This window comes from Desulfosalsimonas sp., assembly GCF_055149105.1.
In genome coordinates this window covers 1-13652 of sequence record NZ_JBSRLA010000026.1, presented here as the reverse complement: position 1 = coordinate 13652, position 13652 = coordinate 1, and the positions used below count along the sequence as shown (strand labels likewise).

Sequence of the window (13652 nt, the reverse complement as noted above, 5' to 3'; positions counted from 1 at the left end):
CACGTTTGGATATTGATTTGATGCGCTTTACCCCTTGATGCTCACCGGCTTTTTGCCCAGTTCCCCGCGGTTGTCCCGGGCGGCTTTCTTTTTTTTGTCCGCCGCCTCCTGCATTTGGGCCAGGGCCCCGGATGCATAGCCCGGGTTTTGCCGCTGGTCAAGCTCCTCCACGGCATTGTCCCGGGCGTCTGCCAGTACAGCCCGGCCCAGGGGGGTGCGGGTGATCACCGTGGTCCAGCCCTCGGGGGCGCCGATGCCGCCAAAGGAAATATCGGCAAATTCCGCTGAATAATCCGGGCAGTACCGGCAGGCCACGCGCTTCATGAACTCCAGGTCTTCCAGGGCAATTGAGCGGATTTCGCCGTTGTCCAGGTGGATTAAAAGCGAATCCTTGATATTGATCTTTTTGACATTGTCCCAGGCAAAACCGTGAGCGGCCGCCAATTTTTCCCGGCTTTCGGGATCAAAGATGAAGTTGCCGGAGCAAAACAGCCCCAGGCAGTACTGGATGGAATCCGAGGGCACAATGCCGAGCACCTCCATTCGGCGGTAAGCCTTGATCTGGCAGGGGGTTCCCACCAGGGCGACCCGGCGCAGACCCTTTTTCATCATGGGCGCAAACTTCTCAATGGAGGAATAGGTGACATACCGGTCGCTTAAGTGCTTCATACCGTGAGAGGTATCAAAATAAAACCCTGCGGCGTCTTCTATCTCCTTCCGGGTCACAGCCAGACTGGGCCGGCGCATGAAAGGCCCGGCCGGCCTGGTGACAATGGCGCCGTCAATGCGGCCGTTGTCAAAAAGATGCAGCAAAAGGGCCGTGACCACCCCGCCGTCTGTTCCCTTTTCCTGCACCGCAGCATCGGCGGACCGAACCACGCTGGTTTCAATGATGCGGCCGTTCGGGGCGCTCCAGGCCACCTTGCGCCGGGTTTCTTCCTCGAATTCCTCGATTTCCGGGCAAATACAATAACACAGCCCGCATTCGATGCATTTTTCCATGTCCCCATAGCGGGGCTTGCCGTCTTGGTCCAGCTCCAGGGCGCCGAAATTCACGGCTGTGCAGAAGGTGACGCATCCGCCGCACCGGTGGCACAATCCCTGTTTCTGAACCTGCTGAACCAGGTCAAAAAAAGTTTCCATATCCCCTCCTGTGGACTATAGGCCCTGTTCGGCCGGACAAATTTCTTTAACAGGCAAAGGTCTCAATTGGCCGCCTGCTGCAGGGCACCGGCTTCACAGGGCCCCATGGCCCGGATCTTTTGGGTGAATTCCGTGACCACTTCAGCAAAGCGCGGGGCCTCGGCCGAAGACACCCAGTCAATGGCAAACCGCTCGGGATCAATGCCCGAATCTTCCAGGACCGCCTTGATAACCGTGCTTCGGGCCAGTGCTTTTTCATTACCTTCCAGGTAATGGCATTCCCCGGGATGTCACCCCATGACAATGACGCCGTCAGCCCCGTTGCAAAGGGCTTCCACCACCACTTCCGGGTGGACCATGCCCGAGCACATCACCCGGATGGCCCGGAGATTTGGCGGATACTGAATGCGCATGACCCCGGCCAGGTCCCCGCCGGCATAAGCGCACCAATTGCACAGAAAACCGATAATTTTGGGCTCAAATGATTCAGACATGACGCTGTTCTCCCTGATTGCATTCATCCGTTTTAATTGGGCAGATCCAGGGCCGCGCGCACCTGGGCCCGGAGTTGATTATTGGTAAAGCTGTGGACCTGGATGCCCTGCTTGGGACATGTTGCCTCGCAAAGCCCGCAGCCCTTGCACAGCGCCGCTTCCGTGCTGACCTTTTTGACGCTTCTGCCGTCTATGGTTTCCTCAGTGAGGGAAATGGCGTCATAGGGGCACACATCCAGGCATACCGCGCATCCGTCGCACTGCTCGGTGACATAGGACTTGACCGCATCCAGATACATCCGGTTTCTGGAAAGAATCACCCCGGCCCGGGACACGGCGGCACGGGCCTGGGAAACCGAACCTTCTATCATTTTCGGATACGCGGCCATGCCGGCCATAAACAGCCCGTCCACGGCCAGATCCACGGGCCGCAGTTTGGGATGGGCCTCGTTTAAGAAACCGTCCTGGTTGGTGGCGCACCGGAACAGGCTCAGCAGGTCAGAGACCTCGTTGGCCTCAATGGCTGCGGCCAGAACCAGGTAATCCGTGTCAATGACCACGGGAAGGCCGAGTATGGGGTCTGTGACCCGGACTTTTAAGCCCGCATCCTCCTGATAGACCTCCGGGTCGTTGTCTTTTGGGTCATAGCGGATAAACTTGACCCCGAGTTTTCTGGCCTTTGTATAAAAGTCCTCCTTGGCGCCGTAGGTGCGGATATCCCGGTAGAGCACATAGACGTTCATATCCGGGTTCTGCTCCTTTAGCTCAATGGCGGACTTGGCCGTGTGGGTGCAGCAGATACGGCTGCAGTAATTGCGTTTTTCGTTGCGGGAGCCCACGCACTGGATAAACACCGCGGTGTTGGCCTGCTTGACCCGGCCGGCATGATCGGCCAGTTCCCGGTCAAACTCCAGGTGGGTCATCACCCGGCTGTCTGTTCCGTACAGGTATTGCTCGGGAACGGTTTCCCGGCCGCCGGTGGCGAGAATGGCTGCGCCGTATTCAATGTGCTCGGTTTTGCCCTCTGCTTCCACATCACTGGAAAAACTGCCCACAATTCCGTTAACAGACGTCAGGCGGGCGTTTTTCAGCACCCGGATTCGCTGGTTGGCCTCCACATTCCGGATCATTTCGCGCAGGGCCGGGCCAACGTCTTCTCCTTTTGCGGTTTTGCGGATGTTTAACGCGTTTCCGCCCAACTGACCGGTTTTTTCCACCAACACCGTCTCATATCCCTGATCTGCCAGGCCCAGGGCTGCGCTCAGGCCGGCCGGGCCGCCGCCCACCACCAAAGCTTTTTGAATCACGTCCACCTGGAGCTTGTCCAATGGCTGAACCATGCGTGCCTTGGCCACGGCCATGCGCACCTGGTCCATGGCCTTCTGCGTGGCTTTTTCCGGCTCCTTCTGGTGCACCCAGGCATTGTGGTTGCGGATGTTGGCCATTTCCAGCAGATACCCGTTTAATCCTGCCTCCTTTAGGGTGTCCTGAAACAGGGGCTCATGGGTACGGGGAGAACAGGCCGCCACAACAATCCGGTTTAATTCGTTTTCCGCCACGGCCTTGGCCATCATGTGCTGGGTATCCGTGGAGCAGGAAAACATGTTGTTTTCCACAAACACCACATTGGGAAGGCTTTTGGTGTATTCCACCACCGCCTCCACGTCAACGGTGCTGGAAATGTTGACCCCGCAGGAGCAGACAAACACGCCGATGCGCGGTTCCTTGCCGGCGATGTTTGTTTCAGCCGGGTATTTCTTTTCCCGGGTCAGGCTGTTTTTGGATGAGGCCAGTCCCCGGGCTGCCTCTGCTGCGGCCGATGAGGCCTGGGCCACGGCCGTGGGGATATTCAGGGGCCCGCCAAAGGCGCCGCCGATAAAAATCCCCTCCCGGGTGCTGGCAGCCGGTTTAAAGCTCGAAGTTTGGGCAAATTGATAATGATTGAGTGAAATTCCGGTTTTTTCAGCCAGCCGGCGGGCATCATCAGAGGCTTCCATGCCCACGGAAAGCACGGCCATGTCAAAATCTTCCTTCATTGTGCGGCCGTCTTCGGTGACATAGCGCATGGACACCCCGGAATTGCCCGGGCCGGGATCAATGGTGTGGGGACGGGCCCGGACAAACCGGACATTATGCTCCAGGGCATACTGGTGATAGCGCTCAAACTCCTTGCCGTGTGCGCGCAGATCCATCATGAAAATGGTTTGCTCGCCGCCGCCGGCAATATGGGTTTCGGTGATCAGGGCCTGTTTCATGGCATACATGCAGCAGACACTGGAGCAATAGCCGTTTTCACATTGATTGGTGTTGCGCGATCCCACACACTGGATCCAGGCGATGGATTTCGGCGCCCTGCCGTCAGAGCGCTTCTCCAGATGTCCCTGAAACGGCCCCCCGGCCGAAAGCATCCGTTCGTATTCCATGCTGGTGACCACATCCGGGATTTTTCCGTATCCGTAAAAATCCAGCCCGGACGGGTCATAGGGTTTAAAGCCCGGGGACAGAATCAGGGAACCCACGCTGAAATCCAGGATTTCCTCCTTGTCCTCGAAATTGACGGCCCCGGTGGGACAGAATTTTTCGCATGCCCGGCATTTGCCCTTGGTAAAATAAAGGCAGTTGACCGGATCAATGACATACTTGAGCGGAACGGTCTGCCCGTAAGGGATGTAGGCGGCCTTGCGCTTGGCAATGCCCATGTTGAATTCATCATCGACTTTCTTGGGACAGCGCTGGGCACAGATGCCGCAGGCGATGCACTTGTCCATGTCGATGTAGCGGGGATTCTTTTTTACGGTGACTGTGAAGTTGCCGGCCTGACCGGCCACGTCCACGATTTCGGAAAGGGTCAGAAGTTCAATATTCAAGTGCCGACCGCACTCGACCAGTTTCGGCGAAAGAATTCACATGGCGCAGTCATTGGTTGGAAAGGTTTTGTCCAACCGGGCCATGTTGCCGCCGATGCCCGGGCTTTTCTCCAGCAGGTAGACGAAATAGCCGGACTCGGCCAGGTCCAGGGCCGACTGGATTCCGGCAATGCCGCCGCCCACAACCATCACGGATCCCACGGGTTTGTCTGACATGGGCACCTCTCTGTCAATATCTGGTTTTTGGTAACGGGTTTTCCCCGCACCGGCAGAAGCTCTGGTCTGCCGGTCTGTCAACTCTTGGATGACCCCGGCCGAAACCTGTCTGGCCCGGAGAAATTCGGCCAGTTCCGATCGGGAAATCACATAGCGTTTGCCCACCCCGGGCTTTGCCGCAAGCTTGCCGCTTCTGATCCAGTTGCGGACCGTGTTGCGGTGCACACCCAGAAGGCTGGCCAGCCGGCTTGGACGGATTTCGATCATAACGGCTCCTTTTCTATGATATCCATGATATGCCGGCACATTTCCGGCACCGCAGCCATCACGGACGCGGAAATGCCGGGGGCAATTTCATCCGGAATATATTCAGGCTGGACCACCAGCACACGGACTTCCACATTGGTTCCGGTGCTGAGTTCCGTGAGCATATTGGTGGTTGGAAACTGGTGCAGGGAAAAATCGCTGGTTTTTTCCGGGGTGATCCCGTCCACGGCAATCTCTGAAATCTCGCCGGGAGCCCGGCCTTCCTGCCGGGAGGAATCAATGATGAGAATCCGGCGGGGCTTGTTTTCCGCAAGCAGGATATCAAAAAGCAGGTCTCTTACCGCGGTACCGGCGTCCATGCACCCCACGCTTTCCGGAAGCTGGTGGTGCTGCCGGAGATGCTCAATGACTTTCGGACCGAATCCGTCATCACCAAAAAGCGGATTGCCGCATCCGAAAATCAGACACGGCCTGGAATAGATAAGCTCAATGCCCATGGCCTTTTCCTGTGCAATTATGATGGCGCCGTAAAAGTCCAATATCTGCGTTACGCGCAATTTCTCAGAATTTCACGTACGGCTAAGTACGCTGCATTCTTCGAACTTGCGCAATCCTTGATCTTGAACTTTTTACGGCACCATCTGAAATCAGACTTTTTACGGCGCCATCAATTATGCAAAATGTGCAAATTGTGCATTTACCCAAAACCCTTGCACAGAAAATTTTCCATGTCAATAACATTGTTTAAAAAAATAACATCTGTTCTTTTGACAGACGGAAACAGCCCCCTGACCTTATAACTCCTTGTAAATCTGTAAAAAATATGTTTTCAATATAAAGGAAAAGGCGCCCCGCCCCTTAAAACTGCAAAACAGGAGCCTGCCAATGAACCGGAACGCATTGATCCTGATGATTGTCCTGATTGCACTCTGCATTGCGCATACGGAAAAAATCAGCGCACAAACCCCTGTGTTTCAGGATTCAGAGAGGACTGCTGCCGAAACAGGAGATAAAGATGGTAATTTTCAGACCATGGATTCCATGTTTTCCCTTTACCAGCCGTACCTGGAAAACATTTCAGCCTACAAACCCATGTATTTTCTGGCGGGCGTGGATCCTGAAGAAAGCGCATTCCAGATCAGCCTGAAATACCGGTTTTTCAACCCCAAAAAAAAGATTGCCCGGAAATATCCCTGGGCCAGGCAATTTTATCTCGGCTATACCCAGACATCTTTCTGGGATCTGGGCTCGACATCCCAGCCATTTAAGGATACCAGTTACAAGCCCGAGATTTTCTTTTTTTCCCCCAATCTGCTAAAGGACTCAAACAGCATTTCCCGCCTGTTTGTCCAGACCGGGTTCCAGCACGAATCCAACGGCCGGGGCGGACTTGAGTCGCGGAGCACCAATTACGCCTATATCCGCCCGGTTTTTATCTGGTTTCATGAAAACACCGGGCTGGGTGTCCAGGTGGCGCCGAAGATGTGGGTTTACGCCGGAAACCATGATGATACCAACAGGGACCTGTATCGTTACCGGGGCTATTTTGACCTTGAAATCAAGGCCGGCCGGTCAGAAGGCCTGGTGCTGGGCTCACATTTCAGGTGGGCGGAAGAAGGTGCATCCGTGCAGTTTGACGCCACATACCCGCTTCACCGCCTTTTGCCCGTGGATATTGATGTTTACCTCCAGGCCCAGTACGTCAATGCCCTGGCCGAAAGCCTGCTGGACTACCGGGAACGAACCCGGGCCGTGCGCATCGGCATTTCCATTGTCCGATAGGCCGGGGGTTTGCATTATTTGTGTTTGGCGGTTACAATGATGATGAGCCTGTAAAAAGTATTTTTTACAGGCAGTGTTAAAGGATTAAGTGTTAAGTAAAATCAAGAAGTTATTTTTTTATTGGTTGGCGGTTATATCCGTTTTAGAACTTTTCACGACTCCATCAACGATGATAACATCGCAAAAAGCTTTTCACGGCGTCCGCTGTTTGTCAGGAAGAAGCCCTGCGGCCGGGCATGAAAACAACGCTTTTTAAGACTTGAATGTGTTCCTTCCGACTCCCTTGGTGTGAAAGTTTGCACACAGTCGGCCCTGATGCCGGCCCGGGGATGGTTTGCGAGTCGCATTGAGCGCGCAAGCGGTCAGCAGGGAGCAAACCGCCACCGGGCCGGCATCAGGCGAAAATTATAGAACCAGGCACGAACAGCAACTTTTTTGAAGTTACTTAGAATGAAGTCTGATTCATATGGCGCAGTAAAGGTCAAAATCAAGACTTGTGCAATTTCGAAGAATGCAAACATAAAAAAATCTGAAAGAGAGTATAATGGAAAGACTTGACGCGATTTTCTCCCCCAAATCCGTTGCCGTGCTCGGCGCCTCGTCGACGCCCGGCAAAGTGGGCCATGACATTTTTGCCAATATCTTAAGGGGCGAATATACAGGGACCCTCTACCCGGTCAACCCCAAGGCCCGATCCATTCTTTGCGTGCGATGCTACGAATCCATCACGGAAATCCCGGACCCGGTGGACATGGCCATGATCATCCTGCCGCCAAAGCTGGCCCTTCAGGCCGTGCGCGACTGTGTGGAAAAAGGCATCAGGGGTATTGTCATTGTCTCGGCCGGATTCAAAGAAGTCGGGGGCGAAGGCGCGCAGATCGAAACCGAGATCGCCGATGTCTGCCGCCGGGCCGATATTCCCCTGGTGGGTCCCAACTGCCTTGGGGTCATCAACCCCCATCCGGACGTGCGGTTAAACGCCAGCTTTTCCACCCACTTGCCCGAATACGGCAACATCTCGTTTATCTCCCAGAGCGGGGCGCTTTGCACGGCCGTGCTCGACTTTGCCATGTCCCGGGGATACGGTTTTTCCAAGTTTATCTCCATCGGCAACAAGGCGGACGTGGATGAATTCGACCTGCTGCAGTACTATCACAAGGACCCGGAAACCCGGGTGATGATGGTCTACATGGAAGAGCTGCGCATGCGGGAAAATTTCGTGGACAAGCTCAAGCACATCACCTCGGATCACCGTCCCACGCCGATTCTGGTGATCAAGTCCGGCAAGACCGCCTCAGGAGCAAAAGCCGCCTCTTCGCACACCGGCTCACTGGCCGGGTCAGAAGCTGTTTACAACGCCATTTTTGATGAAGCCGGCATCATGCGGGTGGATACCGTGGATGAACTGTTTGACTACGCGGGCGTGTTTTCCGCAAACCGGCTGCCCGCGGGAAACCGCACCGCCATTATCACCAACGCCGGCGGACCCGGCATCATTGCCACGGACATGACCGAGGTTTCCGGCCTGAAACTGGCGCAATTCTCTGATGAAACCGATGCGGCCCTGCGCCAGCACCTGCCGCCCACGGCCAACTTCAGCAACCCCGTGGACGTCATCGGCGACGCGCCGAGCAAACGCTACGAGCACGCCCTTGATGCGGTGATCAAAGACGACGGCGTGGACTGCGTTCTCATGATTTTAACCCCCCAGTCCATGACCGATGCCATCGGAACGGCCAAAGCCATTGTCAAGACCTATAAAAACACGGACAAGCCCATTATCTGCTGCTTTATGGGGGTGGTGGACGTATCTGCCGGCGTGCAGTATCTCCAGGAGCACCACGTACCGGTCTACGCGTTTCCGGAAAACGCGGCCCGGGCCATGGGCAGGCTATATGAGGCCACCCGCTGGCTGACACGAACCATCCTGCCCCAGTATGACCTGACATTTGACCGGGACCGGGCCAGACAGATCGTGGATGAATGTCTGAAAAGCGGCAAAACCGTGCTCGGCGAGCATGACGGCGCCCGCCTGCTGCAGTGCTACGGTTTCCCCACCCTGCCCGCTGAAGTTGTCGGCTCAGCGCAGGAAGCCGGCCAGGCCGCAGAGAAAATGGGCTTTCCCGTTGTCATGAAAGTGGTGTCCCCCCAGATTCTGCACAAAATGGACGCAAAGGCCGTGGTGTTAAACATTGAAACCACCCGGGAAGCGCAGCAGGCATATACGGATATCGTCAGCAACGCCAAAGACTACAACCCGGATGCACAAATCCAGGGCGTAATGGTCACCAAAATGGCCCCCAGGGGAGAAGAAGTCATCCTCGGGGTAAACCGGCACCCGGGATTTGGTCATCTGCTGATGTTCGGATTCGGCGGCATTTACGTGGAGCTGTTTAAAAACGTTTCCTTCCGGCTGGCGCCCATCGGCCGCAATAACGCCCGCCGAATGATCCGAAGCGTCCGGGGTTATCAGATCCTCACCGGCTACCGGGGAAAGCCAAAGGCCGACATTGAAACCATTGAAAAGTTGCTTGTGGGCCTGTCCGGCCTGGTCACGGACTGCCCACAGGTCAAGGAACTGGACATCAACCCCCTGCTCGTGCACGAAGAGGGCAAGGGCGCCACAGTGGCCGATATCATCATTACCCTGGAAGAAGAGTAATCAATGGGTCACTCACATCTTTCACACCGCACCGGGCAGGCCGAAAGGCTCTGGCCCGGGCGGGACTGGTCCCGGTATGCGGTTACGCCCTTGACCTGCATGGCTGCGGCCTGATCAAAAAGCCGGCGGATATCTGAGATGGTGGCATCGGCCGGGAAATTAACAGTTTTGGAAACCGCGTTGTCCGTATGCTTCTGAAAGGCCTCCTGGATTTTGAGATGCCACTCGGGTTCTACGTCCCAGGCGGTCTGAAAGATCTCCCTGGGCGGGGTCTGCCCCTTGTCCAGGCAGGCCTGATACAGGGGATGGACCTGTTCGATAACATCATCGACCACCTTGCGCCGCAGCTCATATGCAAATACCGGTTCAATCCCGGAGCTGACCCCGGCGATCAGGCTGATGGTGCCGGTGGGCGCGATGGTTGTCACGGCGGCGTTCCTGCGCCGCATAACACCTTTTTCCGGAAACACGCTGTGTCCGAATGCAGGGAAGCTGCCCCGGGTTTCTGCCAGTCGGGCCGAAGCCGCGGCAGCGGTCTGCTGAATGCAGCCCATGATCTGTTCGGCCAGATCCAGGGCTTTTTGACTCTGGTAGGGCACACCCATTGTGATCAGCGCATCTGCAAACCCCATGACCCCCAGGCCGATCTTGCGGTTGGTGCGGCTCCATTCCTCGATGCGCCGCAGGGGGTAGCGGTTGACCTCGATTACATTGTCCAGAAAATGCACGGCCAGGGTCACGATCCGCTCCAGGCCCTCATAATCAATTCCCTGATCAGAGACAAACCGGGTCAGGTTCACCGAGCCCAGGGTACAGGATTCAAACGGCAGAAGGGGCTGCTCTCCGCAGGGATTGGTGGCCTCGATGGCGCCCAGCCCGGGGGTGGGGTTTTCCCGGTTGATCCGGTCGATAAACAAAACTCCCGGGTCTCCGCATTCCCACGCGCTTTCAGCGATCATGTCCATGATTTTCCGGGCGGGTTTTTCCCCCACCACCGCCCCGGTGCGCGAATGAATCAGGGGATAAAGGCCCCCCTTTTCCAGGCTGTCTAAAAACCGCTCGTCCACGGCCACGGACAGGTTGAAATTCTGCAGCCCCTGATGCCGGGTTTTGGCCCGGATAAACTCCTCGATATCCGGATGGGAAACATGGAGCACGGCCATGTTGGCCCCGGGTCTGACCTGGTTGCGGTCAATGATATAAGTGGCCGAGTCAAACAGCTCAATAAAGGAAACCGGCCCGCCGGAAGCGCCGAATGCGGGAAAAATGGTATCGCCCCGGGGTCTGATCCGGGAAAAGGAAAACCCGGTGCCGCCCCCGCTCTGATGGATCAGGGCCGTGTCCTTAAGGGTCTGAAAAATGGATTCCAGGTTATCGTCCACCGGCAGCACAAAACAGGCCGCCAGCTGACCCATGGGCCGGCCGGCGTTGATCAGGCAGGGCGTGTTGGGCAGAAAGGACAGAGATGTCATGGCCGCCTCAAATGCACCGGCTGTTTTGCGCACGGATGCGCCCGGATCAAACATCCGGTCCGCCTCGGCCACAGCCCGGGCCACCCGGTGAAACAGCTGCTCCGGGGTTTCAATGATATTGCCCTGGTTATCCCGGGCAAGATAACGCTTTTCCATCACGGCCCGGGCCACCGGGGTTAATTCCAGATCCGGCATATCCTGATTCCTGACAATATTTTTACTGATATCATTTTCATCATATCAAGTCACTGGCGGCCCCGTGGGCTTCTGCCCGCCTTTGTGGGCCCGATCTCCCAGAAGCATGGCCAGATGTCGCCTCAATTCCTGGATGGTAAACGGTTTTTGGAGAAACGCGGCTTTTTGCCTGGGCATATCGGTCTTTTCCAGTACGTTTCCGGAATAACCGGACATATAGAGAACTTTCATTTCCGGATGCCGGGTCCTGACCCGTCTGAAAACCTCCGGGCCTTTCATGCCGGGCATGACCACGTCTGTTAACAGCAGATGGAGGGGCTCTTCCAGAGCTTGGGCCTTTTCAACAGCATCGGATCCATCCCGGGTTTCAATCACCCGGCAGCCCTGATCCTTTAAAATTCTTATCGCAAGCTCCCGCACCGACGGATCATCCTCGACAACCAGCACGGTAACCGGAGCGTTGAGTCCCCTGGATTCTGTTTCTTCTTGGGGTCCGGCCGCATCAGAAGCCCGGGCCGTTTCCACCAAAGGCAGATAAATCAAAAACCGTGTGCCCTGCCCGGGCTGGCTGGAAACCCGGACTTTTCCCCCGTACTGCCCCACGATACCGTAAACCGTGGAAAGTCCGAGCCCTGAGCCGTTCTCCCTGGACTTGGTGGAAAAAAATGGCTCAAAAACCCTGTCCAGGGTATCGCGGTCCATACCCTCGCCGGTGTCTTCCACGGTAATCAGAAGATAAGAACCCGGCCGGAGTTCCCCGATTTCGGCTTCTTCATTGTCTTTTTCAATCCGGGCCGCCCTGGTGGCAATAAAAAGCCGGCCCCCGGAGGGCATGGCGTCTCTGGCATTGACCGCCAGGTTCATCAGGATCTGCTCGATCTGGGAGGCATGGGCTTTAACATAACCCGCCCCGGCACCAAGGCTGACCTGAATTTCGATATCCTCGCCGATAAGTCTGACCAGCATGGGTTCAATGCCGCCAATGACCCGTTCAACGTCGATGATCTCCATTTCCGGCATTTGCCTTCTGCTGAATGCCAGTATCTGGCCGATCAGATCCCTGCCCCTGTCCGCGGCATTGTATATTTCACTGACCGGGCCCTGCATGTCATGGGTTTCCGGCAGATCCTGAAGCATCATCTCTGAATAGCCCAAAATGACAAAAAGCAGATTGTTAAAATCATGGGCAATGCCGCCGGCAAAACGCCCCACCGCCTCCATTCTCCGGCTCTGGTGAAGCTGCTTTTCAAGCCTGCCGTGTTTTTCCTCTGCCTTTTTTCTTTCGGTAATATCGGAAATAAAGCCTTCAATAATTTCAAGGCCGTTATCCGTCCACCCGGTTGCCATCCCGCGTTCCCAGACCCACCGGATATCACCGGAGGCCGTCACAATCCGGTATTCAACCTCAAAGTGACGATTCCGGGCAAGGGACTGCTGCACCTTCTGCCAGACATAGTCGGCGTCTTCCGGGTGAATGAGCTTCCCGTAGGAAATGCCGCCTTCTGCGGTCAGATGCCCGGATTCATATCCGGTCAAAGCAAAGCAGCCCTGGCTGACAAATTCCATGGTCCATTTTTTTTCATTTCTGCACCTGTAGGCCATGCCCGGCAGGTTCTGCAGCAGCGTACTCATCCGGCGCCTGGAAGCCAGCAGATCCTCCTCCTGCTGCCGCCGTTCCACCATCTGCCCGAGCAGGCGTCCAGCGGTTTTCAACCGGTTTTTGGCCATGTCAACCACAACGCCAGGCCTTGGCACGTACTGACGGGCGGCCTTACGCAGCTCATCCACACTGACGTTAAACCTGCGGGCGAGCATTTCAAGGGTTTCAATGTCCTGCGGCGGATTGCCGTATCCGATGTTTATGGAACCCACGACCCGGCCCGAGGCAAAAACCGGCTGTGCATAAAGCCGAATACCGCCGACGCATTCAATATCCGCCGGCCGGCCCGAATCCATTGCCTCTTTCGCCGCATCATTCCAGCAATTTTCATGACAGAGCCATTTGCCGCAGGCAAGGGCCTGCCTGTTGTCCCGGGTGTCACACAACCGGCGCGAAGCGCTGTCAAGCAGGCGGCACCAGCCGGAAGCAAACATGCCAAAGGCATAGTCGCCGTTTTCTTCATATATGGCCACAGAGGAATCCAGCAGGCAGATCGCCTCCCGGGCGATATCGGCAAGGGTCTGCCGGCCCGCTGCATTTCGTATCTGCCGGCATTGATTGAGTTCACTCAGGTCCCCGTACTCCTGGGCCGGCACGCGGACTTCGTATTTCGGGTCAATGCTGTTTTGCAGTATCCAGTTCAGACTGGACAACTCATCAGACATGATCATGTTTTTCCGTATGTCAGACATTGTGCCGGCTGCCCGGCAGGCAAAAGCCCATGGCAGGGGAGCCTTATTAAAAGGTTGTCATCGGTAATTGCATAGCATATTATAGTGCCCGAACGAAAACTATGATTTTTCGTCAAGGTCAAGGACGGCGAAAATTTTAACCGCAGGAATACTCGACGTATTTTGAGGATTAAAATTTGAGCCGGACGCAGAGATTGGCGAA

General features: G+C 55.9%; 8 protein-coding genes and 1 pseudogene. 2 read left to right on the top strand and 7 right to left on the bottom strand.

Annotated elements, in window-relative coordinates; translation table 11 throughout:
* Positions 1-27 precede the first annotated feature (27 nt).
* The 5 genes and pseudogenes from ACTCIA_RS08025 to ACTCIA_RS08005 all read right to left on the bottom strand — a co-directional run bounded on the left by ACTCIA_RS08025 (position 28) and on the right by ACTCIA_RS08005 (position 5484).
* The gene (locus ACTCIA_RS08025) at positions 28-1143 is read right to left on the bottom strand and encodes a Coenzyme F420 hydrogenase/dehydrogenase, beta subunit C-terminal domain (protein WP_463001287.1); all 1116 of its coding nucleotides are present in this window, start codon (positions 1141-1143) and stop codon (positions 28-30) included.
* 62 nt (positions 1144-1205) lie between these two features.
* Positions 1206-1637, bottom strand: a complete 432-nt coding sequence (locus ACTCIA_RS08020; protein ID WP_463001286.1) for a hydrogenase iron-sulfur subunit — start codon at positions 1635-1637, stop codon at positions 1206-1208.
* Positions 1638-1669: 32 nt separating this feature from the next.
* Positions 1670-4720 carry an FAD-dependent oxidoreductase gene (locus ACTCIA_RS08015; protein ID WP_463001311.1) on the bottom strand — a complete coding sequence of 1017 codons (3051 nt, stop codon included), beginning with the start codon at positions 4718-4720 and terminating at the stop codon, positions 1670-1672.
* A 120-nt stretch (positions 4721-4840) separates the two neighbouring features.
* Positions 4841-4987, bottom strand: a pseudogene (locus ACTCIA_RS08010) (helix-turn-helix domain-containing protein); the annotation flags it as partial.
* The gene (locus ACTCIA_RS08005; RefSeq protein ID WP_463001285.1) at positions 4984-5484 is read right to left on the bottom strand and encodes a hydrogenase maturation protease; all 501 of its coding nucleotides are present in this window, start codon (positions 5482-5484) and stop codon (positions 4984-4986) included. The gene ACTCIA_RS08005 and the pseudogene ACTCIA_RS08010, both read right to left, overlap by 4 nt.
* A gap of 388 nt (positions 5485-5872) precedes the next feature.
* Between ACTCIA_RS08005 and ACTCIA_RS08000 the strand changes: the two genes are divergently transcribed.
* Together ACTCIA_RS08000 and acs are read left to right on the top strand one after the other, a co-directional pair.
* The gene (locus ACTCIA_RS08000) at positions 5873-6769 is read left to right on the top strand and encodes a phospholipase A (protein WP_463001284.1); all 897 of its coding nucleotides are present in this window, start codon (positions 5873-5875) and stop codon (positions 6767-6769) included.
* Between the two features lie 544 nt (positions 6770-7313).
* A complete protein-coding gene (gene acs / locus ACTCIA_RS07995; protein WP_463001283.1) occupies positions 7314-9431 on the top strand; it encodes an acetate--CoA ligase alpha subunit in 2118 nt (705 codons plus the stop codon).
* An 8-nt stretch (positions 9432-9439) separates the two neighbouring features.
* On the opposite strand, the gene ACTCIA_RS07990 is transcribed toward acs, so the two are convergent.
* Together ACTCIA_RS07990 and ACTCIA_RS07985 are read right to left on the bottom strand one after the other, a co-directional pair.
* A complete protein-coding gene (locus tag ACTCIA_RS07990) occupies positions 9440-11098 on the bottom strand; it encodes an adenosylcobalamin-dependent ribonucleoside-diphosphate reductase (protein ID WP_463001282.1) in 1659 nt (552 codons plus the stop codon).
* Positions 11099-11143: 45 nt separating this feature from the next.
* Positions 11144-13450, bottom strand: coding sequence for an ATP-binding protein (locus ACTCIA_RS07985; protein ID WP_463001281.1), 2307 nt, complete (start codon positions 13448-13450; stop codon positions 11144-11146).
* Positions 13451-13652: the final 202 nt, after the last annotated feature.